This is a genomic window from Glutamicibacter sp. BW80, from assembly GCF_002332385.1.
Taxonomy (GTDB): Bacteria; Actinomycetota; Actinomycetes; order Actinomycetales; family Micrococcaceae; genus Glutamicibacter.
In genome coordinates this window covers 80,900-103,859 of the sequence record NZ_NRGV01000011.1, presented here as the reverse complement: position 1 = coordinate 103,859, position 22,960 = coordinate 80,900, and the positions used below count along the sequence as shown (strand labels likewise).

The following is a 22,960-nucleotide window of genomic DNA, read 5'->3' as shown; positions in this document are numbered from 1 at the left end:
AAGGTATATGCGCATGGAATTCTTCGGACCGGTCCTCGACGGCTTCACCGTCGTCTTGGATCCCACAAACCTTCTCTACTGCCTGCTCGGTGTCGTCGTCGGTATGCTCATCGGCGTGCTGCCGGGCCTCGGCCCCGCCGCGACGATCGCGATTCTGCTGCCGATGACCTATGGCGTCGAGCCGGTCACTGCGATCATTATGCTCGCAGGAATTTTCTACGGTGCCCAGTACGGTGGCACCATCACCTCGGTACTGCTTCGCCTGCCCGGTGAAGCAAGCAGCGTGGTCACCGTCTTCGACGGATATGTCATGGCCAAGCAAGGTCGGGCAGGTACCGCACTGGGAATCGCGGCCATCGGCTCTTTCTTTGGCGCCACGGTCTCTATTATCGGGTTGACCTTCTTGGCCCCTCTGGTTGCAAGCTTTGCCTTGGACTTCGGACCACCGGAATACACCGCGCTGGCAATGCTCGGCATCCTGCTGGTTGCCACCATCTCCGGGGGCACGAAGATCAAGGCGATCATCGCCGCCGCGGTAGGCCTGTTCCTTGCCACCGTAGGCCGTGATGGATTCACCGGTGCCGAACGTTTCACCTTTGGAAACCTGTCGCTGGCCGACGGAATCGATTTCGTACCCATCGCCATGGGACTCTTCGGCGTCGGCGAGATCCTCTACAACCTTGAAGAACGCCACCGTGCAGCCACGGCTCCGATGAAGGTCTCTAATGTCTGGCCCAAGGCCAAAGACATCAAAGAGGCTTCGGGCGCTATTGGCCGCGGTTCGGTGCTCGGGTTCTTCCTGGGAATTCTGCCAGGCGGCGGTGCGACTATCTCTTCGCTTGCCTCCTACGCCATGGAAAAGAAAACCGCGAAGGACCCCTCGCGATTTGGCAAGGGAGCCATTGAAGGAGTTGCGGGCCCTGAAACGGCAAACAACGCCGCGGCGACCAGCTCGTTCATCCCCTTGCTGACCCTGGGCATCCCGGCGAACGCCACCATGGCAATCATCTTCGGTGCCCTGCTAATCCAGGGAATCACCCCTGGCCCGCAGCTGATTAGCAACGACCCCGAACTTTTCTGGGGCGTGGTGAACTCGATGTATATCGGAAATATCCTGCTGCTGATCATGTCCATTCCCCTGATCGGGGTGTTCGTCAGGATCCTGCGCATCCGTGCAGCGATCCTCGCTCCGATTACCGCATTGATCACCCTGCTGGGGGCCTACACGATTCGAAACTCGATGTTCGACGTGCTGCTGGTGGTGCTCTTCGGCGCCCTTGGCTACCTGATGAAGAAGTTCGGTTTTGAACCAGGCCCACTGGTCTTGGCCTTCGTCCTGGGAAGCCTGCTGGAATCCAACCTGCGCCGCTCACTGCTGGTGCTGGAAGGAGATCCCGCGGGGTTCTTCACCCGCCCAATCTCTGCAACGCTGCTGGCTCTGTTCATCTTCGTTGCGGTATGGCCAATGATTAAGTCAGCTATCGACAGGCGCAAAAACGGCTCGCTAGCCGACGCGGCCGCGAAGGAAAAGGAAAACACATGAGTATCATCGTCGGATACGTCCCCAGCAATGTCGGAGAGGCCGCGGTAGCCGCGGCAATCAAAGAATCGAAGTTGCGCCAGGAGGAGTTGCTGATCGTAAATTCCTCGCGCGAAGGTTCTTTGGTGGACAAGAACACCGCATCATCAGAAGATCTGGACAGAGTCCTGGAAGCCGCTACACAGGCGGGCATCGATGCTCGGGTGCTCGAATCGACATACCGTGATGATCTCACCGAAGAGTTCCTGGGATTGGCAGATGAGCACCAAGTGTCACTCATTGTCATTGGGCTTCGCCAGCGCTCGCAGGTGGGGAAGTTCATCATGGGTTCCCAAGCGCAACGCATCTTGCTCCAGGCCCAGCACCCGGTGCTAGCGGTGAAGGTAGAACAAGCGTAGCAAGCGCTTCTCCGCAGATAAATCAAGGCCGTAGTTACCCCGGAATATCCGGGGTAGCTACGGCCTTGATGCTGTTGCAGTGAGCACCTGTGCTGCCTAAATGCCAGTTAGTTGCCCTCGGGAATGCCAGATTCAAGGTCCAATCGGTGCAAGGAGTTCGCGAGGTGCAAGCGCATGGCGGCGCTGGCAGACAATTGGTTTCCCGAGGCAATGGCAGCTCGGATTGCTTCGTGTTCCTCGGCTACGCGTTCCAGGCGCGGGGCAAGCTTGCCATCAGGGATCTCGAACCGCTGACGCGGCATGGCGATCATTGCCGGTCCGAAGAGCTCTACGGCTTGCACGAAGTATGGGTTCGCGCTGGCGCGAGAGACCGCCAGATGGAATTCATAGTCACAGCTCATGGCTTGGGCAGCGTTGGGGCCGGCGGCGCGGAAAGCGGCCAGTGCCGAGTCCATGTCGGTGAGATTCGCTGAGGCAGACCGGCTTGCGGCACGAGCCGCCGCCTCGGATTCAATGCCCATGCGGAACTCGATCAGCTGACGGCGTTCGGCCAGGGTGCGCGGTACACGCGCCTGCGTCGAGGCATCCTCTGCCGGGGGAGTCAACGCGAAGCTGCCTGCGCCCCGGCGAGTATGCACCAGTCCCTCGGCCTGCAGCCGGGTGATGGCTTCACGGACCACTGTGCGCGAGACCCCGTGGTCGGCAATGAGCGTATTCTCGCTGGGAAGCTTGTCGCCGGGGGCGATTGCCCCAGAACTTATCCGCTCACGAAGGTGTTCGACCAGCGTGGTGGTCAGATTCGGTTTCATGCTCTCCATAGTTCAACAATAAGCGCCGGGACACCTCAACGAGGTGTCCCGGCGCTTATTAATGCTTCCTTAGGCCCGGCCGAACTCAACCGATTCGGTGGTCCAGGCGCGTGCCTGATCGCTGAAGCTGAATCCCAGACCTGGTCGATCTGGCACGATCATGCGGCCATCCTTGGTTTCCAGGCGTTCATTGAACAGCGGATCCAACCAGTCGAAATGCTCCACCCAGGGTTCGCGTGGGTAGGCGGCGGCCAGATGCAGATGGATTTCCATGGCGAAGTGCGGCGCCAGATCCAGTCCAGCCTGATCGGCTAGCGTCGCCAGACGCAGGAACTGGGTGATGCCGCCGACGCGTGGAGCGTCAGGCTGAATGATGTCGCACGCACGGGCGGAGATCAGCCGCTCGTGTTCGGCGACCGAGGCAAGCATCTCGCCGGTGGCGATGGGGGTATCCAGAGCAGCGGTCAACGCCGCATGGCCCTCGGCATCGTAGGCGTCCAGCGGCTCTTCGATCCATACCAGGTCGAACTCTTCGAGCTTGCGGCCCATGCGCAAGGCGGTAGCGCGGTCCCACTGCTGATTTGCATCCACCATCAGCGGGAAGTCCGCCCCGATGTGCTCGCGCACGGCGGCGACGCGGCGCAGGTCTTCGGCGCTGTCGGGCAGGCCGACCTTGATCTTGATGCCGCCGATGCCCTCGGCAATGGATTGGGTCGCGCGGTCCTTGACCTCTTCGATACTGGCGTTCAGGAATCCGCCGGAGGTGTTGTAGGTGCGAACCGAATCGCGGTGGGAGCCAAGGAACTTGGCCAAGGGAAGCCCCGCGCGCTTGGACTTCAGGTCGTAGAGCGCAATGTCCAAGGCGGCTAGTGCCTGGGTGGCCACCCCCGAACGTCCCACCGAGGCACCGGCCCACAGCAGCTTGGTATAGAGCTTGGCGATGTCGTTGGGGTCCTCGCCGATCATTGTCTGCGCGACTTCCTTGGCGTGTGCGTACTGCGCGGGGCCTCCGGCTCGCTTGGAGTAGGAGAAGCCAAGGCCCTGGTGGCCCTGTTCGGTGGTGATTTCCGCGAAGAGGAAGACCACTTCGGTCATCGGCTTCTGGCGTCCGGTGAACACCTTGGCATCCGAGATCGGCGTGGCTAGGGGGAGCCGTGCGGTGGAGAGTTTGACGTGGCGAATGGCATCGGGTGTGTAGCTCATGGGGTTTCGAACTCCTGCAGTGGATGTGCCCTGTGCGGGCCCTTCATGCAACTTATGCTACAAGTTCAAAACTTGTAACACAAGTAGTTTATCGGGGAATCCGAAACCGATTCTCACGGCACACCGAATCGCCTTCGCCGTGGTTAATGTGAAAGACCGCCCGGAAAATCCGAGCGGTCTTTCGTGGGGGAGGCCTGAACTAGCTGATGGCCTCGGGGATGGGGGTCGAGCCGTCGTAGAAATTAACTGTTCCGCGAGTCGCCGCTCCCGTAGCCAGCACGTGTGTGATGACCTCAGCGACGTTCTCACGAGAGGTGTTGGCTTGGTCATCTTGCGCGGCTTGACCCTGAATCTTGCCTTCTGCATCGGCCAAGACGATCTGCCCGGTTGCCGGGTCGAGGGTCAACACGCCCGGGCCGAGGATCGTGTAGTCCAGATCGGTGCCGCGCAGGTACTCATCCGCGTCATGCTTGGCCTTCGCGTAGCCAAAGAATGAATTCTCCGGATCGAGGGTATCCACGTCCACCGCGGCGCGTGAGTACGAAACCATCACAAAGCGCTTCACCCCGGCCTGCTGTGCCGCTTGCATGGTGCGCACGGCAGCCTGGTAATCCACCGCGAGCGTGCGTTCGGGATTGCCGCCGCCGGCACCGGCGGAGAAAACAACGGCCTTGGCGCCGGCAAACTGCCGAGCGAGGCTGTCCACGTCGGCCTGCTCGATGTCGAGCACGACCGGAGTCGCGCCAAGCGCGGTGATTTCTTCTGCATGGTCCGGATTGCGGATCACGGACTCGACGTCCATTCCCTGACGTGCGAGTTTGGGGGCAGCAAGAAGTGCGATCTTCCCGTGTCCGCCAATAATGACTACTCGATTTGTTTCGGCCATATTCTGCTCATTTCTCCTCGGTTGTCCTCTTTGGCACAACACCAAGTAGTGGCGCGATATTCCATACCCCGGTCTTCAGCTGCTGGCTTTGTGTCCTCGGCCGCTGGAGAGCATGTGGCCGAAAGCCATTTCCCGTGGCTGATCCCTCCGAAGCGGGACTAATTCCTGCAGGTTAAACCGGCACTTGATGCACCTAGCTGGCGGCCTTGCCGGCGCTGCATTACACGGCCTCCAGCAAGCCAGCGCGTAGCAGGCCAGATTGCGTTGCCTCATAGTGGCCTGCCAGATAGGTGAGTGGCGGGCGAAAGTGACAAGATGGTTCCAGACGTGTTCAACAACAAGGAGTCATCGTGAGCTACCAAGTCGGTCCCGCAGAACAGATTGCCAGAGGAGACGCATTGCTGGTCCCCGCCAGTGACAGCGGCGCCAGCGAAGACATTGCGATTTTCCATGCAGCAGACGGCAATTTTTATGCGTTGCAGGACGAATGCCCCCATGAGATCGCTTCGCTCTCCGACGGCTGGGTCGAAGGGTGCGAGGTTGAATGCCCCTTGCACGCATCCACCTTCGATTTGAAGAGCGGAAAGGTGCAGTGCCTTCCCGCCACCGATGACGCGCGCACCTACAAGGTTGCGGTAGTTGACGGGAATTTGGAGCTAGATATCTAAATGCCGTCCGTTCATATTGTCGGCGGTGGCGTTGCCGGATTTACCCTTGCGCGCGAATTGGTCAACAAGGGATATTCCGGAAGCATTAAGATCAGTGACCCCGAGGGGCTTCCCTATGACCGGCCACCGCTAAGCAAGTCGCTGCAGCGTGAGCACTTCGTTCCGCTTGCTTGGTTCGAGGAACATGGTGTGGGCCTTGTCCAGGAATCGGTCACCGAACTGAGCCTACCCACGGAGCCGGACGATTGGGTGGTGCTCGCCACGGGCACCACTCCCAACAAACTTCAGGTGCCAGGCGCAGAATACGCGCGCAGCCTGCACACCGGAGACGACGCCGCTTACCTGTCGTCGATGCTGGAAGAGGGAATATTCGGCCAACGAGTCCTCGTCATCGGCGCCGGGCTGGTCGGTGCGGAGTTCGCCGCCACCGCAAAAATGCTCGGTGCGCAGGTGACCCTCGTGTCCAGCTCTTCGGCACCACTGTCCAAAGTCTTGGGCACAGACATGGCAACGGCGTTGCATGCCGAGCATTCCCGCCGAGGGATTACCTCGATGACCGGTGCGGTGACCGAGCTCGGTCCGACGCACGCGATGGTTTCCGGTCGGCGGATCGACGCAGAAGTCATCGTTGCAGCAATCGGTGTCACCGCCGAAACCAAGCTCGCAGCAGAGCTGGGGCTGGAAATCAACGACGGGATTCTCGTCGATGAATCCCTGCGTGCCACCGGTCAGCGGCAAGTCCTTGCCATCGGGGACGCCGCGCGCATGGTTCAGCGGCCACGCGCGGTGCACTGGGAAGCAGCCATGGAAGACGCAGCCATCGCTGCCGCAACCATCATGGGCACCGAAGCAACCGCACACTCGGTTCCCTGGTTCTGGTCTGACCGCCACGACAGCCACGTCGAAACGGTGGGGGACTTCGGCAAGGCAAGTCGAACCATCTCGCGGTTCAACCGGAGAGGCCAGCTGCAAGTACTCTTTGGTTTGGACGAGTCTGGAAGCCTGATCGCCGCATCAATGGTCGATGGCGGGCTGATGTCCAAGGCAGTTAAACGACTTATAGCCCGAGGCGTCACCCCGAGCATTGAAGAACTACGAGACCCACTGGTCGGTCCTCGCGACCTTGGACGGCAGGACCGAGCATGATCACAGAACGTAGTTCGCAGTTGCCCGAAGCTCTTCGCGTTCCGACGAAGCGCGTAGGAGCCGGCTGGATAGCGGCGGTCGTCATTGTCCATATCGGCATCAATGTCGGCTTCTTCGCGCCGATTCAGGTGCTGCTCGGCCTGCACGCCGAACAGCTGGACGCCAGCCAGAAAAACGCCATTCTTTCGCTGGTCACCGGCGTGGGCGCAGCGGTATCGCTGGTTGCCAACCCGTTATTCGGTGCTTTGAGTGACCGGAGTACCTCGAAGTTTGGTCGACGCGTCCCGTGGGTGATGTGTGGAACCGTCTTTGCCGCGCTGGCATTGCTCTTGATGTCCACCGCGCAGACGGTGACCATGCTGGTGATCGGCTGGGCGTTGATGCAGGCCGCCGGCAACGCGGCACTGGCCGCGATCTTCGCGGCCATCCCGGATAAGGTGCCGGTGGAACAGCGTGGACTGGTCGGTGGACTGGTAGCACTGGGCCAGACCTGCGGTTCGCTTATTGGCGCGGTCATCGGCATGGTGGCCGCCTCGAACCTGGTTTTCGGCTATGCCATGGTCGCTACCGCGGTGGCGATCTGCGCCATCCCGTTCGTATTAATGCGCCAGGACGTGCCATTGCCCAAGGGCACGCTGGAACCGTTGAAACTCTTGGAATTCATCAAAAGCTTCTGGATCAATCCGGTGCGGTACACCGATTTCGGGTGGGCTTGGCTGACTCGATTCCTGCTGTATCTGGGCAGCCAACTGTGTTTGGTCTACCTGCTTTTCTTCCTGCAAGACGAACTGCATCATCCGGAGCCGGCTACCGGGGTGCTGGTGCTGACCGCCATCTACGCCTTCTGCGTAATCTTCTCCTCGGTGATCTCCGGACGGTTGTCAGATCGGGATGGGAAGCGCAAGAAGTATGTAATCATTTCCTCGGTCATCGTGGCCATTGCTGCCCTCACGCTGGCTTTCGCCTCGTCCTTCGGCACAGCAATCATTGCCGCGGTACTGCTGGGCATTGGTTTCGGAGCCTACCTGGCGGTGGATTTTGCCCTGCTGACCCAAGTGCTTCCGCATGAAGACTCGCGGGGCAAGGATCTGGGCATGATCAATATTGCGAACTCCCTGCCTCAGGTCGTAGCCCCGCTTGTCGCTTGGCTGTCGGTGACTTGGTTCGGCGGGTATTCAACCTTGTTCATCTGCTCCGCGGTGATCAGCCTCGTTGGTGCCGTACTGGTCACGAAGATTAAAAGTGTTCCGTAGTGGTAAATGACAATTGATTGGCTGGTGCATGACGCACCTTTCCTGGTGACCTTCACTTTCTTCTTTTGCACAGCGTTGCTTCGCGGCAACGCGACCTATTGGGTAGGCCGCGCAGTGGCACGCGGAGTGGAAAATACCCGGTATCAAAGAATCATGCACGGAATTATGTACCGGCGTGCCCAAAGATTCATTGCCCGGTGGGGAATGCTTGCGGTTCCATTGTGCTTCCTCACCGTCGGAATTCAGTCTGCGGTCAATGCCTCGGCCGGGGCTAGCCGGATGCCACTACGGCGCTACCTGCCTGCGGTGACAGTAGGAGCGCTGGCCTGGGCCTTGATCTATTCGACCATTGGCATGGCGGTGTTCTACGCCTGGCTCTTGCTGGATTGGCCGTTTATTGTTGCTGCACTATTGGTCATCGCGGTGATCGTGTATTTTTTCCTCCGCTACCACAAGCGCAATTCGGAACGGATTAGAGATGCCGCTTGCGATGAGACCATGCCTGATCAAGCATGAACTCACTATGATGTTGTTCTAGAGAATGCAAAGACGTCCAAGACAGCAAGGCCCGCAAATTTGGTAGTGAAAGCTGGTGCAAATAGATGCTCAATACCCCCGCGTCTGGCGAAAAAAGAACTGCCCAGCTCGATGAGCTAGACCGGCGGTTGTTGGCGCTGCTCTCGGAGAATTCGAGGAGAACCAACAACTCGTTGGCCGAGGAATTGGGAATCGCGGCATCCACCTGCTTGGCTCGACTCAATGCGCTACGCGACTCCGGAGTCATCTCCCGATTCACCATCGAGGTCGACCCGCAAGTACTTGGTCGGGAGCTCGAGGCGCTGATCTTCGTCAAAATACGCCCGGGTGCACGTCACCTCATGTCCAGCTTCGCTTCGGACATGCGCGCTAAGCCCGGAGTCCGCCAGCTGTTCTTCCTCGGCGGCGCCGACGACTTCGTCCTGCACGTTGCGGTCCGAAACTCTTCAGATGTGCGGCAGTTCGTCTTGGACAACCTGTCGGCAAATCCCGCGGTGGCCACCACCCAAACTTCTCTTGTCTTTGAACACAGCCACGGTACCGACGAATATTAGCGAACGGTTGCAACCAGGTTGGTACCCCGCGACGATACTGACGCGTGGAAAAGTGCGTATCGCCAGCTGTAGAACACAACAGAAGCGAAGCCATCCCACGAGCGCAGACTGATTCGTACTTCCTGACTATTATGTTTTGCATCGTTCGAATAAAAATGCTAAAATAATCGTTCACTTCTTAGGTGAGATGTGTTGAAGTCGCGAACGATCGCTGACGACACCTCAAATGAGGTGGGCCGCATCCGCAATTGAGTTTTGAGGAGGCCGAGAACTTAATGGGTATTGAGGTAACTGTACTGACCGCATTAGTCACACTTACGGTGCTTGCTGGTGCCAGTATCTATCTGGTCGCGAAATATAGGCGAACTCACGCGGCAAAGATTCGCGAGTCGCTGATTCGGCAGGCAAATAAGCATGGCGTCGCATCCCCGGAGAGCCTGGCGAATCAGGAGCTCATGGCACGCATTCACGAGGCCAAGCGCGACCGCAAGCAAGCGCAGATGAAGACCGCCTAGCGAGTCTGCGGAATCTGCGCTAAGCGATGGCGGTGAGAGGAACTTTTCGAGTTCGCTCACCGTCATCATTAATTTTCCCACTAGGGCGATTCGGATAACCCGTCGCTTTCGCCACCTGAGCGATGTTGAGTTAGACCATCGGGTAATAATTAGTTAAAGAATAAAGAACTTTCTGAATCAGGTTTACGCGTTGATTTATGGGCCTTTTGATAAATGGCGCAAGTCACCATCTCCGTGGCAACTTCGATCTATTTATGCGTATTGAATCACAGGGGACTGTGACGTTGTGAACGAATTAGACTGTTCCGTAAAAAGGGGAAAAATTATGGGCTTTACTGGAATTAAGATGTTGGCAAAAATATAGGAGCAGAACATGGGTGCGATCCCTCTTGGTGAAGACATACTCTTGGCCCGTCATGGCGCGAGTATCGTCAAATTTCGTCAGGATCGCAAAAACCGTGCAACCGTTGCCTATTTGCGTGGTGGCACGACGGATTCGGCGTCGAATCTGCTCAGTGCTCGAGCGCTTAGCCCGGCGGAATCGATTAGTCGCGGAGCGGTTTCCTACCTGGAAGATGAATCGGTTGTCAGTCGTCAGGAAGTTCGCTCGCTAGTAAAGATATCTCTCGGATTCAGTGCGGTGACGGGAATCGTCTTCGGCGGATTGCTGCTGGCCCTGTACAAGGTTGGAGGCAACGAGGCGATCGCATCGCTGTCGACCATGGGCGCCATGCCGTAACTCTATAATTTTCACGCAGCAAGGGCGAGAAACCTATTGGTTTCGCCCTTGCTGCGTCTGTGCTGCTGGTACCTCGCAAGTGCACGCATTTCGGTGCGCGCCTGACAAGTCTCGTAATTAAGAATTTCAGGGCATAAGATGGCGACAATCCCAGGGATTGGAGCACGACATGCGTTTCGTAATGGAAGTAAACTTCGACTCCGAGAGTATGAAGCTCAAGCCGCTCGAGGAGTTGCAGAAGATACTCGCGGACTGGTCGAGGAATATCGCCATCTACCCGATTGAGCCTGGCGCTCAGGGGGACATTCTCGACGCCGAGGGTGAAGAAGTTGGCGAGTGGGCGTTCCTTGACGACTAATCCCGATTCTTAGAGAAGCGTCCAATCACATAGCCTATGGCCAAGGTTGCGGAGAGTACGGCCCACAGCGGAGCGGCGGTATGGAAGAGCAGTAGTTCCACGCGCACGAATTGAAGGTTCTGCAGGATAAAGATCAGCGCAATGATTCCCAGAGCGATGGCTGCCCACTGTTTGAGCGAAAGCCGTGAACCCCCAGCAGGCGTTGGGTTTTGCCTCATAGCTGGTCTCGCGAAGCCAGCAAGCCGAGTACCAGCGCGCGGATTCCGCGTCTAAAGGAATCGTCGCTGGTATTGATTCCAGTCTCGCGCTGCGCGGCAACGGACTGAGTGAAGTTGGGGGTGGTGTCTTGGCGATTGCTCGTGTCAAAAATGTCATGTGGCGCTGCGGTATCCATGGCTGAGCCAAAGATGAATGACTCCAGGGCGACGATCGTCGGAATGATCTCGGATTCGGCGAGCCCGTGGTTTTTCAACGTCTTTGCCACATGCTCATACATGCCCAAGGTGCGTGGCGAATCGGCCACCGGGAGCACCGCGATAATCGGGATCAGCGGAATGTGCTTTGCGAAAATATCGCGATAGCTGGTTGCCCAGTGGATCAGCGCCTCGTGGATTTCTAGTTTTTCGAAGGCCGAAGTGTCCACCTCTGCCATCACCAATTCCTGGATCCATTGCAGCAGGTCTTGTTTGGAATCCACGTGGTTGTACAGCGCCGAAGGTGAAACCCCCAAGGACCTGGCCAGCTGCTGCATGGTCAGTGCGTCATAGCCATCCTGCGATACGAGACCCAGCGCGTGCTCGGTGATTCGGTCTCGGTTGAGTATCGCTGTGCGTGGTCGACCCGCCCGTCGGGCACCTTCGGTGGTCATTCCAATTTCCCCCTGACGTGGCATGCTTCACAAGCGCATGTTCGTACTCTATGCTATACGCAGAGGTAAATGAACCAAATTCATTTAGCGTTGAGGAGAATTACCATGAAACAACTTGAACGTGACGTCGTTGTGATCGGCGCTGGGCCATCCGGTCTCACGGCAGCCTTCGAACTGCAAAAATGCGGAAAGACGGTGGCGGTGCTCGAAGCGCGTGACCGCGTAGGCGGGCGCACCTGGAGCGAAGAAATGGACGGCGCCACCATTGAAATCGGTGGCCAGTGGATCAGCCCGGATCAGACCGGACTGTATTCGCTGATCGACGAGTTGGGCATCGAAACCTTCGAACGCTACAAAGCGGGCAAGAGCGTCTATCGAACCACCGATGGCGAGAGCATCGTCTATGAAGGCGCGGATTTCCCGGTCGCGGCAAGCACCGTAGTCGAAATGAACAAACTCATTGAGCTGATGAATGAGCTTGCGGCACAGATGAATCCAGACAAGCCATGGGAGCACCCGCGCGCCAAGGAGCTGGACATGGTCTCCTTCCATCATTTCTTGCGCGAACATTCGGCAGACAATCTCGCCTGCGAAAACGTGGGTCTATTTATCGCCGGTGGCATGCTGACCAAACCGGCGCATACCTTCTCGGCATTGCAAGCGGTGCTGATGGCATCCTCGGCAGGATCTTTCGACAACCTTGTTGATGAGGATTTCATCCTTGACCGACGCATCGTGGGCACCATGCAGGGAGTTTCCAAAACGGTGGCCGCGCGCCTCGGCGACGACGTGTTCCTGGAAAACCCGGTGTTGAAGCTCGAATGGTCTGAAGATGGGGTCATCGCCCACGGAGCCAACATCAGCGTGAAGGCCAAGAAGGCTGTCATTGCTGTTCCGCCGAACCTGTATTCGCGCATCAGCTATGTGCCGGCGCTTCCCCGCAAGCAGCTGATCACCCACCAGCACCACTCCATGGGTCTAGTGATCAAGGTCCATGCCGTGTACGAGACGCCCTTCTGGCGAGAAGCCGGACTATCCGGAACCTGTTTCGGCCCAAGCTCCTTGGTGCAGGAACTCTACGACAATACCTACACCGGAGAAAGCACCGGCACCCTGGTCGGCTTCATCTCGGACGTCAATGCCGATGCCATGTGGGAACTGAACGAAGAAGACCGCAAGGAGCAGATCCTGCAGGGGATCTGCGAATTCCTCGGCGAGAAAGCCTTGGAGCCAAAGGTCTTCTACCTTTCGGATTTCGGCGCCGAAGAATGGACCCGCGGGGCCTATGCCACCAGCTACGACCTGGGCGGGCTCTCGCGATTCGGCGCAACCCAAAATGACAACGTCGGACCGCTCTACTTCTCCTCCTCAGACCTCGCCGGAGAAGGATTCCAGCACGTGGATGGCGCGGTGCGAATGGGACGCCGCTCGGCCGCCCGAATCATCGCCGAGCTCGACGGGGCCAGCTACGACGAAAACTATGACGGCGTGGCTCCACTGAACAAGGTCACCGCCTAGCCATGAATTTGCTCGTAGGATACACCGCAGATCAACGCGGTGCCGAAGCCATAGAACTGGCCGCTGCCCTGGTGCAGGGCACCATGTCACCCAGCTTGGTGATCGGAATAGTGCTCCCTGCCAGTACCCCGTTTAGCGCGGTCTATCCCGGCGGGGACCACGGATTCGACTCGATTCTCTCGGCCAAGGTCGATGAATGGGCCGCCCACGCACTGAACCAGGTGCCGGCGGGAGTCACGGTTCGCGTGGTAGCCCGCTCGGTGCCCTCGGTGGCCGAAGGACTGATGGAGCTGGCCGAAGAAACCGGAGCCCACGGGATCGTTTTGGGCGGACGCAAACGCCACCGGGCGGGTTTCTTCATGCCCGGTGCCGTGGCGAACGCGCTCTTGCACGCCTCGAGCGTTTCGGTGATCATGTCCAGCCCGCAAGCGCTAGCATCGCTGCGCGCGGCCCAAGGAAGGATCACCCGCATGACAGCATTCGTGGGGGACCGACCCGGGGCACGCGAGGTGATCGCCAGCGCAGCTAAATTCGCCACAGCACGTGGCGTGGGATTGCGTGTGGCCACCCTCGTGGCGGACTCTGATGTGTCTGACCCGGCCACCGAGCTGAACCAACATCTGGTGCTCACCCGGAAGTTCCTCACCGAACTGACCGACTCCATGGGACTGCAGGCATCCGTTGAAGTCGTTTCAGGCCAAAGCCTGGATGCGGCCATCGAGTCACTGGAATGGATTGATGGCGAATTCGCAATTCTTGGCTCGGCGCGGCTTGCCACCACCCGGCGCCTATTCATAGGCCCCAAGGCACAACGAATTCTGCGCCAGCTCAATGTCCCCATGGCCGTGGTGCCTAACTAAAAATCCTTGGAGCGGGCCGTTGCCCGCGCCCTGGTCAGACGACGATGCCTGCCCAGAATGAACCCCAGAAGGTAATCACTATGTCGCAAGATCTCAGACGGGAAACCGTCCAGCAACCTGACACCGGCCTGCACTCCAAGGGCCTGTCCACCGGCACCGTAGGCGTACTGGGACTGGTCGTGATCGGTATTTCCTGTATTGCCCCGGCCTACACGTTGACCGCTGGACTAGGGGCTACGGTGGCCGAGGTCGGCACGCAACTTCCGGCCATCTTGCTGGCGGGTTTCATTCCGATGCTGCTGGTCGCATTGGGCTACCGCGAGCTCAACAACGCGATGCCGGACTCGGGGACTTCATTCACCTGGGCCACCCGCGCATTTGGACCGATGATCGGTTGGATGGGCGGCTGGGGACTGATCGCGGCCACGGTGATCGTCTTGTCGAATCTGGCGGCCGTAGCCGTGGATTTCTTCTATATCCTCGTCGCCCAGCTCACCGGCAATCAAGCGATTGCCGAGCTGACGGAGAACTTATGGATCAACATTCCCACCACACTGTTATTTATCGCCGCGGCAGCATACATTTCCTATCGCGGACTGAATGCAACCAAGGTGTTCCAGTACGTTTTGGTGGGTTTCCAAGTATCGGTGCTACTGCTCTTTGCCGTCATGGCCTTCACCAACAGCACGCCCTTTGACCGCACTCCAATAACCTTGGATATGTTCAACCCGGCGAGCGTGGATTCATTCTCGGCCTTTGCCGCGGGCATCTCGCTATCCATCTTCGTGTTCTGGGGATGGGATGTCACGCTGACCATGAACGAGGAAACCACCGATCCGAATAAGGTTCCCGGACGTGGCGCGACCTGGACAGTGCTCCTGATCATCGCCTTGTATCTAGCAGTTTCCTTGGGGGTCCTCTACTGGGCAGGTGTGGGTGAAACCGGGCTCGGGGCGGGCAATGAAGCGAACCAAGAATCGATTTTTGCGGTGCTTTCGGGGCCGATCATGGGGCCACTGGCCATCCTGATGTCATTGGCGATTCTCTCTTCCTCGGCGGCTTCGCTGCAGTCAACTATGGTGTCTCCGGCACGTACCTTGCTCGCCATGGGCTATTACAAGGCCTTGCCGCCGAGCTTCGCCAAGATTTCGCCACGCTTCATGTCACCCTCGGTAGCTACCATCGTCTCGGCAGCTGCCGCCGCGGTGTTCTATGTCGTGACCCGGCTGATCTCCGAAAATGCGTTGTGGGACACCATCACGGCGCTCGGGCTGATGATCTGCTTCTACTACGGTCTGACGGCACTGGCCTGCGTCTGGTATTTCCGCGGTGAGCTATTTAGCACCATGCGGAATTTCTTCTTCAAATTCTTGGCTCCTTTGGTCGGCGGCGTGGTGCTGCTGGTGATGTTCTTCAGCACCGCCGTCGAATCAATGAACCCCGATTACGGTTCCGGATCCGCGATCGGAAACTTGGGAATGGTCTTCATCCTCGGCGTTGGCGTGCTGCTGCTTGGCGTAGCAATCATGCTCTTCACCAGGATGCGGCATCCCGCTTTCTTCAAGGGAGAAACAATCAAAATGCGTTGAGCGCAGCCAAATTGTGCGCTCAACAAATATCATTGAACCACCCGCGAATGCCTTGTGGGTGGTTCAATGAGTTCATGGCTACTTCGGTTCTATTTATCTGCTCGCGCAATGCAGGCAAGTCGCAAATGGCTGCGGCCTTGATGGATCTTGTTTCTGGCGGCACAGTCACCAGCTATTCGGCAGGTACGAATCCTGGCACCGTGATCAATCACGAGGCGGTCGATTCTTTGGCCGAAACCGGTGCAGACATGTCCGCCGGAACTCCTAAGGCTATTGATGCGTCGGTCGTGGAGAAGGTGGACCGCGTAGTCATCTTAGGGAGCGAAGCCAACCCGAGCATTGACGAAGCGATCCCCACCGAACGCTGGATCACCTATGAACCGAGTGAAGACGGGGTCACCGGTGCGGAACGGATGAATATGATCCGTGACGAAATCGCAGATCGCGTTCGCGAACTGTTCCATGAACTGGAGAAGTAAGATCGCCACGAGCAAGACCAAGCAGAGCAAAAATTCGTGGTGGCTTCCGGGCATCTGTCTGGTCCTCACTGGCTGGTGCGCCAACCAGTACGTATCGCTTATCAGCTGGTACCAGCAGCACCGCGAGTTGAACGAAATTGAAGCGATGCTGGTGATGGGCAGCTATCTGCTCGGCATGATCCCCACTTTGCTCTTGGGTGGGCCTCTGGCCGACAAATTTGGCCGCAAGCCGTTCACGCTGCTGGCACTGACCGCGTCCACGCTGGGTTCGGTTGCCATGATGTTCGGCATGGTGAACGACTCCGGGTTGTATCTCGGACGTGTCTTCACTGGAATGGGGATGGGCCTGGCGATGGTCGCGGTGACCAGCTGGGTTAAAGTACTGAGCGTCGGTCCGGCAGGAGCCACTCGTGCGGCACTGTGCACCTCGGCCGGCTTTGCCTTGGGACCGATAATTTCCGGGGCAATAGTTGGCGCGAGCGCTAGTCCCGAACTGGCTTATGGAATTCACGCCGTAGCTGCTGTGTCTTGGCTGCTGCTGATCACGAGAGTCAAGGAAGAAAAAGCTCCCAAACTTCGAACTGCTGGAGGCAGCACCACGGCGGAGAATCTCGCCCGCTTCAGATTCGTAGTACTTCCAGCGGCTCCGTGGGTCTTTGGGCTGGCCGCTAGTGGCTTTGCCATAGTTCCCGCATTGAGCGCGGACGCTGGCCAGTCATCGCTGTTCTACACCACCGCCGCGGTTGCCATCACCATGGGCATGGGAGTGCTCATCCAGCCACTGGCCAAACGATACAACAACACCAGCAAGGTGAACCTCTTGCTTGCCGGGCTCACCCTGGCGGTCCTGGCTTTTCTCTTGATGATCGTGGTTTACATGACCGGCTCCGAGGCCTTGGGCGTCATTGCCTTTATTCTCTCGGGTTCGGCTAATGGCGTCTTGTTGGTGGCTGGATTGAGCCAGGTGCTTGACCTTGCCGGATCGGCGGAAATGGGCAAGCTCACCGGACGGTTCTATGCGGTGTGCTTTATCGGATTCAGCTTCCCGACGCTCTTCGCCATGTGGCGTCCGTTCGCGGACCCCATCTGGTTTATCGCGTTGCTGATCGGGCTTTGCGTGCTGAGCATGGTGTGCGTATTTGCCGCGCGTAGATATCTTCCGGCAAGGACATTGGATCTGGTGGCTAGCTAGTTCTTGGTTCCGCTGAGTTTCTTGAGCAATTCGGTGGTGCGGTAGGGGATCACGTCGCGCAGAATCATCGAGGTAGATGTGCGCGTGATGCCCGGGCATAGGCGGATCTCTTCGGAGACTCGATATAGATCATCTGGATCGGTGGCCGAGACGCGGATCATCAAGTCGGTTTCTCCGGCAGGAGCAACACATTCGAGTACCTCTGGAATGCCGCGCAGTGCTTCGATGGCTTCATTCAAACTTGACTGGTTGAGCTCTGCACTGACGAACGCGCTGACTCCGCGCCCCATCGAGCTTGGCAGGATCCGTGCGGTATTCGGACGCAACGCGCCAGAGTGGGCTAGCCGTTCCAACCGGGTCTGCACGGTGCCGCGGGCCAAACCCAGCTGCTGTGCCAGCATCATGATCGGCACTCGGGGATCGGCATCCAGAGCCAACAGGATTCGGCGGTCGGTCTCATCGAGCTGATACGTTTCCGAATGCATATGGAGTTTCTCCTGTGCTGGCAAGTTGGGTGGGCGGCGGCGTAAGTGCCTTCATAGGATTTTAGTCAAAATGACCAGCCGCACCCAAGTGTGTTGCACGGTCTGACCGGTTTTGTTGCGTCTAACTCATTATGTGTCATCGCCCGGATGCAGTCGAATCTTCGAATGCCGACTTATCCACAACCTGCCTATTTTCACACCAAATAACCGCAAATAACAGTAACCTTTCAAGTATGAGGTTTATGAGATTGGAAGACGTCGCCGAAGAGCTGAACGTCAAGCTTCCGCAGGTACGCGCACTGGTGAAAAGCGGCGAGCTTCCGGCGATACAGATTGGTGGACGCGGCATGTGGCGGGTAGAAAGGGTCGAATTGGAAAACTACATTCAGCACCGCTATGCCCAAGCCCGCGAGGAAATCAGCGACGGCAGCGAATAGCGCATGTGCAGGCGACAGCAGTAAATCCCGACCGAGGGACAGCCCCGGACGGGATTTACATCCAGGAGTTCAACTATTTCTGCATAAAACGTTCCAAAGATGCCTTCACGAAGGGAGCTTGGTCTTCGTAGTTCTTCGCGAATCGTTCATCGGCCACGTACATCTCGGCCAACCCCAATACATATTGTCTTAGCTGCGCTTCATCTCCCTCATGGCCCGGAGTTCCGGGGATGCTATTGAGCCAAGCTACATGCTCCGCAGCAATTTGTTGGGCTTGGTCACCGCTTGGGTCTATGCCCGAACGCCCAGCCTGTATCCACTTTTCATTTAGGTCCTTCACCAGCTGCAGCTGTGCGGCCTGTTGGCCCTTCGACTGTCCGCGCCACCACTGATCCGACTTTACGTAGCTCTCTTGGCTCCAACGGGCGACTACCTCGTCTTTGTATTGTTCGTTGAAGCCGTCGAAGGCTTGATCTACATTCATGCTCTCTCCTGATTTTAGCGATTGGATGGTGTGCCTCAGGGCGTTGATTTGCGCATCTAAGGCAGCGCGTTGGTTCCGCAACTCGGTGATATGGGTTTGGAGGGCAGAAATCTCATCTTGATGCTCGTCAATGATTTCGCCAATGGTTTCCAGCTTCAGGCCCAACTGACGCATTAAAAGAATGCGCTGCAGGCGCACCAACTCATGCCGTGTGTAAAAGCGGTACCCATTGTCTGCGGTCCAGCTCGGATGGAGCAGACCGATATGGTCGTAGTGGCGCAGGGTTCGACTACTCACACCTGCGGCCCGTGCCACTTCGCTGATCGAGTGCGCACCACCGGGATTGGTCGGCAGAAAATCGTTCATGGCTACCACGCTAAGGGTTGACGCAGCGTCAAGGTCAAGGCGTAGTGATGATTCTGCAGACAAAGTTGTCCTGCAAATACCAACCTTGTGTAGATTTACTATGAATGCCGATTTCGGCACCGACTGCACCCGCACCAGGAGCGGAATTGGCACCGACCATTACCCAACGCCGTTGGGCGCTGTATACGCTGTTTTTCCTTCCCGGGCTGACGATGTCCTCTTGGGTTACCCGAACACCGGCCATTCGCGATCTGCTCGAAGCTACCCCCGCCAAGATGGGGCTTGTGCTCTTCGGCTTGTCCGTAGGATCGATGCTTGGAATTATCTTCTCCGGAAAGCTCGTTGCGCGTTTCGCGGCCCGTCCGGTGATCCAAGCAGGCTCATCCGCCGTGATTATCTCTATGCCGCTGATTGGAATGAGCGCCCACTTCCAATTGGAATGGTGCGTCGCTGCGGGTCTATTCATTTTCGGCGCCGGAATGGGCAGTGCAGAAGTTGGCATGAACGTGGAAGGCGCCGAGGTGGAACGAATCACCAAGAAGCCATTCCTTGCCAGCCTGCATGGCTTCTTCTCGCTCGGTACCGTCATTGGGGCGAGCCTCGGGATAGTCTTCACTTCGCTGGCCTTCCCCGTAATTTGGCACTTGGTGCTCAGCGGCCTGCTTTCCCTCGCACTATTCTTCTGCGTCAATCGCTATCTTCCGCAGGGAACCGGCAAAATCGATATGCACAGGCAAGATGGAGAAGCGCCGCAGCGCACCGCGCGGTTGTGGCTGGATCCTCGCCTGTTGCTAATCGGCTTCATCGTCTTGGCGATGGCGCTCGCCGAAGGGTCCGCCAATGATTGGCTCCCGCTAGTCATGGTGGACGGCCACGGATTTGACCCGGCCGCGGGCTCCCTGATTTTCACCGGCTTCGCGCTGGCGATGACCATTGGCAGGTTCTGCGGCGGCTGGTTCATCGCACGTTTCGGCGCGAGCCGGACTTTTGCCGTGAGCGCCTTCCTCGGTGCGTCCGGCCTGTCCGGCGTCATCTTTCTCGAAAGCCCGGTTCTTGCAGGCAGCGCAGTCATTCTTTGGGGAATTGGCACCTCGCTCGCATTTCCGCTGGCAATTTCTGCCGCTGGAGCCTCGGGAAATGATCCTGCAGGACGAGTAGCTGTGGCAGCAACCATTGGATACATCGCATTCCTGGTCGGTCCGCCACTCCTCGGATTCGTGGGTGATGAATTTGGGCTGCGTCAGGCATTGATCCTGCCTTTGTGCTTTGTCATCGTGGCGATGTTCTTGTCCTCCGCAGTGTCCGAGCGAAAGATCAAGATTGAAAGAGTCCATAGCGAAACCGTTGAAGACAGTGACCCGCGACACTAAATTCAGCGCATTCGGCAGAATGTCGGCTCTAAGGTACCCCAAGGTACTAGGACTGATCATATTGATCACTCATCAATAGGTCGGTTGCACACAGTGATTGATTTGGTATTTACTGGTTTCAGTTGAAGTCATCGGGTTACCGCCTGGCATGGCTTACGCCGATCACCGCAAAGATCACCCATATCTTCGCTGGCGCATCTAGACACGGGACAAATACACCGTCGTCGGGCATCGAAAGGTCTGATCAAGAGACCCGTACACGCTTCCCCGTTTTGAGGAGAAACGTGGACGGGTCTCTTTGCCGTTGTACCGCAGGGCAGTGCAGCCCAAAACGATCCGGACCGCCGAAACCGTTGAGCTTGTCGACGCTGTGACACCGGTGGCCGACGCGCTGAAACAGCTCCTCGGGTCCTAGGATCAGACTCGCTCCTCTGACACAATGAGCCCGTGGGAGCACATACGTTGAACATGAGAAGCAGCCGGAACTTCTGGAGTCCCTGGTGGGCTCAGATCGTTGCGGGGTTATTCGTTGTACTGCTTGCCGTTGCTCCTTGGCTCTGGTTATGGCTTGGGCAACGAGACGAGTCACTGTTGCCTGCTCCGAATTCCGATGCAGCGGGCCTGATTATTGTTTTGTCTCTTGTCGCTTTACTCGGCGGTTGGTTTGCCCGAGTCATTGGGCGGAGTGCGACGAGCTTCGCGATTCTGACCGATGTGGGCATGATGCTCTCCCTCTTAGGACTTGCAGCGCAATGGATATTGGGCGGCGACCCGGATTTTCTGCAGGGAGGTGCCAGCCCCGAAACCCAAGGGGAACTATGGGTTTTCGGAACACTGCTGGTGATTTCCCAGGTCCTCTATTTTGTCATCGCAAAATTGCGGCTGAGCGTGGTGGCGCTGGTGGTCGCCTTGCTCGCATTCAGCGTGGGCCAATGGATACAAATGGTGGCGACTTATACTCCGGCAGATCCGAACATCTATTCCTCGCTGATTTACGCCGGCCCGTTGCTGCTCGGACTCGTGCTGGGATTCCTCGGTTTTCTCCGAGCCTGGCACCTGGTTCTCTGGATTGTTGCCTTGGCAATTCAATGGATCATGCCCGCGGTGATCTCAGCGGTAGTCACGATCCTGGAAAACCCTGTGGGGTCATGGGGCGAGTCCTTGAGCGAATTCGGCGGGCTGACCGTAGCTTCCGTGCGGCTATCCGACTGGATCATTCCGGCGTTGGTGACGCTTGCGACGGCGATGATGGTGAGCGTCATTCTGCTCATCGTCCGCAAGGTCAGGCGGCGCTCCTACTAGCCCCGCTGCGGCCAATGCGCTCGCAGCCTTGGAATGCAGGCAAATTCTGGAATACTCGAAGGAGATTGGACCTTCAGCACCGGGCACCACCTGACGTAAAGGAAGATTCGTGATGGACAAGGACGACACCAAGGTAGCAAGTACCCTGTTGGCTCAGGAATTGGGCGATCTTGAATTAGCGAATCCGATCAAGCCAGGGAGTTACTCGGCCCAGCGGATCAGTTCCGCTTCCGGCGCCACGCTCGTGCAGATCGCTTTTGACGCGGATGTCGAATTGGCCGAGCATAAGGCAGCGACTCCCATCATCGTGCAGGTTCTCGACGGGCAGGTGGACTTCAGCGTGGGTGATCAGACTCATCAGCTGAGCTATGGCGGAATGATCCGGTTGGAGGCAGGTGTGGTCCATGCCGTTTACGCGGAAAACCCTGCCCGCATTCTGATCACCTTCATCGACGCCTAGGGCTGTATCAGCTGGCCGTTCTCTCCTCCGAACAATTCTGCGCTGAGCTCCGCGACCGGAAGCGGCGCAGAGGCGGCAAGTGCCGAGACATGAGTGGCGGGCACCGGCAGCCAGCGCAGCTGGTATTCTGCCGGGTGCTTCACCTCGATCCAGCGCCCCTCACGCTCGGCACGAAGCGCACGCGCCGATAGCACCGGGACGGCGGACGGCTCTTGGCGCAGCCCCGTGCCCGAGGCTTTGAGCAGAGCCTCCTTCGCCGACCACGCGATGAGGCGCACCCGATCCGCGTTGGCCTCTCGACGAACCAGTCTGCGTTCCGCGGCGGTGAGCGCCACGTCATCAAAACCGGCAAAGACACCTTCGGGGGAAAAGCCGGGCCCCCGCTCGATGTCGACTCCAAGGTCGATCTGCTTCGGGCCAACTGCCGCAATGAACATTTTGCGGCTACGCGAAAGCGAGATCGAATGCTCTGGGGTTGCAGGTTTCCCATGCTCTACAGAGCCACACGAAGTGCAGCGACGTGAGATCCGCAGCTGCTCGGCCATCGCCAGATCGCCGTGCTGGACATGCGCCAGCAACAAGCGCAGCAGCGTGCGCGCCCCGAGGAAGGCCGCGCGGTCTTCGGCCTGCAGGAAGTCGGTGGCGCGCCTCGCCTCGGTGCCAAGAATCCGCTCTGGACCGCCGAATTTCTCCGCCGCCAGCTCGACCTCGCGGGCGGTAGCCACCGCGTAGTAAATCTGTGACTGAGAATTTTCGATGCCCATGTGCTTAAGCCTACGTGCTGGAATTCGGCAGGGGAGGAACCACGGGTCACGCCGGGTAGGGGCCAGTGGACCGCCTGATGCATCGGAAAAGTAAGCCAGCTTACGTCTGCGCGCGATAAGACGACAAACCGGGAAAATGATGTGCAAGCCGGGCCAGATTATGGAAAGGTGTTGCGTAGA

The 22,960-nt window shown here is 58.1% G+C and carries 27 protein-coding genes; 19 read left to right on the top strand and 8 right to left on the bottom strand.

The features are described from left to right. Window positions 1-13 precede the first annotated feature (13 nt). Together CIK76_RS02245 and CIK76_RS02240 are read left to right on the top strand one after the other, a co-directional pair. A complete protein-coding gene (locus tag CIK76_RS02245) occupies window positions 14-1,543 on the top strand; it encodes a tripartite tricarboxylate transporter permease (RefSeq protein ID WP_096283173.1) in 1,530 nt (509 codons plus the stop codon). After that, complete coding sequence (locus CIK76_RS02240) at window positions 1,540-1,938, top strand: universal stress protein (protein ID WP_096283172.1); 399 nt, start codon at window positions 1,540-1,542, stop codon at window positions 1,936-1,938. Before CIK76_RS02245 ends, CIK76_RS02240 begins: the two co-directional genes overlap by 4 nt. A 107-nt stretch (window positions 1,939-2,045) precedes the next feature. On the opposite strand, the gene CIK76_RS02235 is transcribed toward CIK76_RS02240, so the two are convergent. The 3 genes from CIK76_RS02235 to CIK76_RS02225 all read right to left on the bottom strand — a co-directional run bounded on the left by CIK76_RS02235 (window position 2,046) and on the right by CIK76_RS02225 (window position 4,836). Next, complete coding sequence (locus tag CIK76_RS02235; RefSeq protein WP_343252101.1) at window positions 2,046-2,756, bottom strand: GntR family transcriptional regulator; 711 nt, start codon at window positions 2,754-2,756, stop codon at window positions 2,046-2,048. Window positions 2,757-2,816: 60 nt separating this feature from the next. Then, window positions 2,817-3,950, bottom strand: coding sequence for a mandelate racemase/muconate lactonizing enzyme family protein (locus tag CIK76_RS02230; protein WP_096283170.1), 1,134 nt, complete (start codon window positions 3,948-3,950; stop codon window positions 2,817-2,819). 199 nt (window positions 3,951-4,149) lie between these two features. Next, window positions 4,150-4,836, bottom strand: a complete 687-nt coding sequence (locus tag CIK76_RS02225) for an SDR family oxidoreductase (RefSeq protein WP_096283169.1) — start codon at window positions 4,834-4,836, stop codon at window positions 4,150-4,152. 350 nt (window positions 4,837-5,186) lie between these two features. Between CIK76_RS02225 and CIK76_RS02220 the strand changes: the two genes are divergently transcribed. The 8 genes from CIK76_RS02220 to CIK76_RS02185 all read left to right on the top strand — a co-directional run bounded on the left by CIK76_RS02220 (window position 5,187) and on the right by CIK76_RS02185 (window position 10,606). Next, complete coding sequence (locus tag CIK76_RS02220; RefSeq protein WP_096283168.1) at window positions 5,187-5,504, top strand: non-heme iron oxygenase ferredoxin subunit; 318 nt, start codon at window positions 5,187-5,189, stop codon at window positions 5,502-5,504. Continuing rightward, window positions 5,505-6,650, top strand: a complete 1,146-nt coding sequence (locus tag CIK76_RS02215; RefSeq protein ID WP_096283167.1) for an FAD-dependent oxidoreductase — start codon at window positions 5,505-5,507, stop codon at window positions 6,648-6,650. Next, window positions 6,647-7,903 (top strand): MFS transporter, encoded by a 1,257-nt coding sequence (locus tag CIK76_RS02210; RefSeq protein ID WP_096283166.1) that lies wholly within the window; start codon window positions 6,647-6,649, stop codon window positions 7,901-7,903. The genes CIK76_RS02215 and CIK76_RS02210 overlap by 4 nt, the downstream gene beginning before the upstream one ends. Before the next feature lie 6 nt (window positions 7,904-7,909). Next, the gene (locus CIK76_RS02205) at window positions 7,910-8,419 is read left to right on the top strand and encodes a VTT domain-containing protein (RefSeq protein ID WP_096283165.1); all 510 of its coding nucleotides are present in this window, start codon (window positions 7,910-7,912) and stop codon (window positions 8,417-8,419) included. An 86-nt stretch (window positions 8,420-8,505) separates the two neighbouring features. Then, window positions 8,506-8,994: an Lrp/AsnC family transcriptional regulator gene (locus CIK76_RS02200; RefSeq protein ID WP_096283164.1), complete on the top strand. Its 489-nt coding sequence runs from the start codon at window positions 8,506-8,508 to the stop codon at window positions 8,992-8,994. 275 nt (window positions 8,995-9,269) lie between these two features. Next, window positions 9,270-9,509 carry a hypothetical protein gene (locus CIK76_RS02195; RefSeq protein WP_096283163.1) on the top strand — a complete coding sequence of 80 codons (240 nt, stop codon included), beginning with the start codon at window positions 9,270-9,272 and terminating at the stop codon, window positions 9,507-9,509. 373 nt (window positions 9,510-9,882) lie between these two features. Then, window positions 9,883-10,248 carry a hypothetical protein gene (locus CIK76_RS02190; protein ID WP_096283162.1) on the top strand — a complete coding sequence of 122 codons (366 nt, stop codon included), beginning with the start codon at window positions 9,883-9,885 and terminating at the stop codon, window positions 10,246-10,248. 169 nt (window positions 10,249-10,417) lie between these two features. After that, a complete protein-coding gene (locus CIK76_RS02185) occupies window positions 10,418-10,606 on the top strand; it encodes a hypothetical protein (protein ID WP_096283161.1) in 189 nt (62 codons plus the stop codon). Here CIK76_RS02185 and CIK76_RS02180 read toward each other — a convergent pair. Together CIK76_RS02180 and CIK76_RS02175 are read right to left on the bottom strand one after the other, a co-directional pair. Then, complete coding sequence (locus CIK76_RS02180) at window positions 10,603-10,824, bottom strand: hypothetical protein (protein WP_096283160.1); 222 nt, start codon at window positions 10,822-10,824, stop codon at window positions 10,603-10,605. The genes CIK76_RS02185 and CIK76_RS02180 overlap by 4 nt on opposite strands. Beyond that, complete coding sequence (locus CIK76_RS02175; protein WP_096283159.1) at window positions 10,821-11,474, bottom strand: TetR/AcrR family transcriptional regulator; 654 nt, start codon at window positions 11,472-11,474, stop codon at window positions 10,821-10,823. Before CIK76_RS02175 ends, CIK76_RS02180 begins: the two co-directional genes overlap by 4 nt. Window positions 11,475-11,579: 105 nt before the next feature. On the opposite strand from CIK76_RS02175, the gene CIK76_RS02170 reads away from it, so the two are divergent. From CIK76_RS02170 to CIK76_RS02150, 5 genes are all read left to right on the top strand, one after another. Further along, entirely contained in the window at window positions 11,580-12,992 is a 1,413-nt protein-coding gene (locus CIK76_RS02170; protein ID WP_096283158.1) for an NAD(P)/FAD-dependent oxidoreductase, read from the top strand. 2 nt (window positions 12,993-12,994) lie between these two features. Next, window positions 12,995-13,852, top strand: coding sequence for a universal stress protein (locus tag CIK76_RS02165; protein ID WP_096283157.1), 858 nt, complete (start codon window positions 12,995-12,997; stop codon window positions 13,850-13,852). Window positions 13,853-13,932: 80 nt separating this feature from the next. Continuing rightward, window positions 13,933-15,441, top strand: coding sequence for an APC family permease (locus tag CIK76_RS02160; protein ID WP_096283156.1), 1,509 nt, complete (start codon window positions 13,933-13,935; stop codon window positions 15,439-15,441). Between the two features lie 74 nt (window positions 15,442-15,515). Next, entirely contained in the window at window positions 15,516-15,920 is a 405-nt protein-coding gene (locus tag CIK76_RS02155; protein ID WP_096283155.1) for a low molecular weight phosphatase family protein, read from the top strand. Then, window positions 15,904-17,112, top strand: a complete 1,209-nt coding sequence (locus CIK76_RS02150) for an MFS transporter (protein WP_096283154.1) — start codon at window positions 15,904-15,906, stop codon at window positions 17,110-17,112. The genes CIK76_RS02155 and CIK76_RS02150 overlap by 17 nt, the downstream gene beginning before the upstream one ends. Here the strand turns inward: CIK76_RS02150 and CIK76_RS02145 are convergent. Beyond that, window positions 17,109-17,597, bottom strand: a complete 489-nt coding sequence (locus CIK76_RS02145; RefSeq protein ID WP_096283153.1) for an Lrp/AsnC family transcriptional regulator — start codon at window positions 17,595-17,597, stop codon at window positions 17,109-17,111. The two genes, CIK76_RS02150 and CIK76_RS02145, sit on opposite strands and share 4 nt — an antisense overlap. A gap of 242 nt (window positions 17,598-17,839) precedes the next feature. On the opposite strand from CIK76_RS02145, the gene CIK76_RS02140 reads away from it, so the two are divergent. Further along, complete coding sequence (locus CIK76_RS02140) at window positions 17,840-18,034, top strand: helix-turn-helix domain-containing protein (RefSeq protein ID WP_096283152.1); 195 nt, start codon at window positions 17,840-17,842, stop codon at window positions 18,032-18,034. Window positions 18,035-18,107: 73 nt separating this feature from the next. Here the strand turns inward: CIK76_RS02140 and CIK76_RS02135 are convergent, their stop codons facing one another. Further along, complete coding sequence (locus CIK76_RS02135) at window positions 18,108-18,884, bottom strand: MerR family transcriptional regulator (RefSeq protein ID WP_096283151.1); 777 nt, start codon at window positions 18,882-18,884, stop codon at window positions 18,108-18,110. A gap of 146 nt (window positions 18,885-19,030) precedes the next feature. Between CIK76_RS02135 and CIK76_RS02130 the strand changes: the two genes are divergently transcribed. The 3 genes from CIK76_RS02130 (at window position 19,031) to CIK76_RS02120 (ending at window position 22,016) form a co-directional block, all read left to right on the top strand. After that, a complete protein-coding gene (locus CIK76_RS02130) occupies window positions 19,031-20,254 on the top strand; it encodes an MFS transporter (RefSeq protein WP_255248316.1) in 1,224 nt (407 codons plus the stop codon). 468 nt (window positions 20,255-20,722) lie between these two features. Then, window positions 20,723-21,556 (top strand): hypothetical protein, encoded by an 834-nt coding sequence (locus tag CIK76_RS02125; RefSeq protein WP_141393438.1) that lies wholly within the window; start codon window positions 20,723-20,725, stop codon window positions 21,554-21,556. A 112-nt stretch (window positions 21,557-21,668) separates the two neighbouring features. Further along, a complete protein-coding gene (locus tag CIK76_RS02120) occupies window positions 21,669-22,016 on the top strand; it encodes a cupin domain-containing protein (protein ID WP_096283148.1) in 348 nt (115 codons plus the stop codon). On the opposite strand, the gene CIK76_RS02115 is transcribed toward CIK76_RS02120, so the two are convergent. After that, window positions 22,013-22,780 carry a 4'-phosphopantetheinyl transferase family protein gene (locus CIK76_RS02115; RefSeq protein ID WP_096283147.1) on the bottom strand — a complete coding sequence of 256 codons (768 nt, stop codon included), beginning with the start codon at window positions 22,778-22,780 and terminating at the stop codon, window positions 22,013-22,015. The two genes, CIK76_RS02120 and CIK76_RS02115, sit on opposite strands and share 4 nt — an antisense overlap. Window positions 22,781-22,960: the final 180 nt, after the last annotated feature.

Coding starts and splice junctions, on each gene's coding strand:
- CIK76_RS02245 (WP_096283173.1), top strand. CDS start 14: ATGGAATTCTTCGGACCGGTCCTCGACGGCTTCACCGTCGTCTTGGAT.
- CIK76_RS02240 (WP_096283172.1), top strand. CDS start 1,540: ATGAGTATCATCGTCGGATACGTCCCCAGCAATGTCGGAGAGGCCGCG.
- CIK76_RS02235 (WP_343252101.1), bottom strand. CDS start 2,756: ATGGAGAGCATGAAACCGAATCTGACCACCACGCTGGTCGAACACCTT.
- CIK76_RS02230 (WP_096283170.1), bottom strand. CDS start 3,950: ATGAGCTACACACCCGATGCCATTCGCCACGTCAAACTCTCCACCGCA.
- CIK76_RS02225 (WP_096283169.1), bottom strand. CDS start 4,836: ATGGCCGAAACAAATCGAGTAGTCATTATTGGCGGACACGGGAAGATC.
- CIK76_RS02215 (WP_096283167.1), top strand. CDS start 5,505: ATGCCGTCCGTTCATATTGTCGGCGGTGGCGTTGCCGGATTTACCCTT.
- CIK76_RS02210 (WP_096283166.1), top strand. CDS start 6,647: ATGATCACAGAACGTAGTTCGCAGTTGCCCGAAGCTCTTCGCGTTCCG.
- CIK76_RS02205 (WP_096283165.1), top strand. CDS start 7,910: ATGACAATTGATTGGCTGGTGCATGACGCACCTTTCCTGGTGACCTTC.
- CIK76_RS02200 (WP_096283164.1), top strand. CDS start 8,506: ATGCTCAATACCCCCGCGTCTGGCGAAAAAAGAACTGCCCAGCTCGAT.
- CIK76_RS02195 (WP_096283163.1), top strand. CDS start 9,270: ATGGGTATTGAGGTAACTGTACTGACCGCATTAGTCACACTTACGGTG.
- CIK76_RS02190 (WP_096283162.1), top strand. CDS start 9,883: ATGGGTGCGATCCCTCTTGGTGAAGACATACTCTTGGCCCGTCATGGC.
- CIK76_RS02185 (WP_096283161.1), top strand. CDS start 10,418: ATGCGTTTCGTAATGGAAGTAAACTTCGACTCCGAGAGTATGAAGCTC.
- CIK76_RS02180 (WP_096283160.1), bottom strand. CDS start 10,824: ATGAGGCAAAACCCAACGCCTGCTGGGGGTTCACGGCTTTCGCTCAAA.
- CIK76_RS02175 (WP_096283159.1), bottom strand. CDS start 11,474: ATGACCACCGAAGGTGCCCGACGGGCGGGTCGACCACGCACAGCGATA.
- CIK76_RS02170 (WP_096283158.1), top strand. CDS start 11,580: ATGAAACAACTTGAACGTGACGTCGTTGTGATCGGCGCTGGGCCATCC.
- CIK76_RS02165 (WP_096283157.1), top strand. CDS start 12,995: ATGAATTTGCTCGTAGGATACACCGCAGATCAACGCGGTGCCGAAGCC.
- CIK76_RS02160 (WP_096283156.1), top strand. CDS start 13,933: ATGTCGCAAGATCTCAGACGGGAAACCGTCCAGCAACCTGACACCGGC.
- CIK76_RS02155 (WP_096283155.1), top strand. CDS start 15,516: ATGGCTACTTCGGTTCTATTTATCTGCTCGCGCAATGCAGGCAAGTCG.
- CIK76_RS02150 (WP_096283154.1), top strand. CDS start 15,904: ATGAACTGGAGAAGTAAGATCGCCACGAGCAAGACCAAGCAGAGCAAA.
- CIK76_RS02145 (WP_096283153.1), bottom strand. CDS start 17,597: ATGCATTCGGAAACGTATCAGCTCGATGAGACCGACCGCCGAATCCTG.
- CIK76_RS02140 (WP_096283152.1), top strand. CDS start 17,840: ATGAGATTGGAAGACGTCGCCGAAGAGCTGAACGTCAAGCTTCCGCAG.
- CIK76_RS02135 (WP_096283151.1), bottom strand. CDS start 18,884: ATGAACGATTTTCTGCCGACCAATCCCGGTGGTGCGCACTCGATCAGC.
- CIK76_RS02125 (WP_141393438.1), top strand. CDS start 20,723: ATGAGAAGCAGCCGGAACTTCTGGAGTCCCTGGTGGGCTCAGATCGTT.
- CIK76_RS02120 (WP_096283148.1), top strand. CDS start 21,669: ATGGACAAGGACGACACCAAGGTAGCAAGTACCCTGTTGGCTCAGGAA.
- CIK76_RS02115 (WP_096283147.1), bottom strand. CDS start 22,780: ATGGGCATCGAAAATTCTCAGTCACAGATTTACTACGCGGTGGCTACC.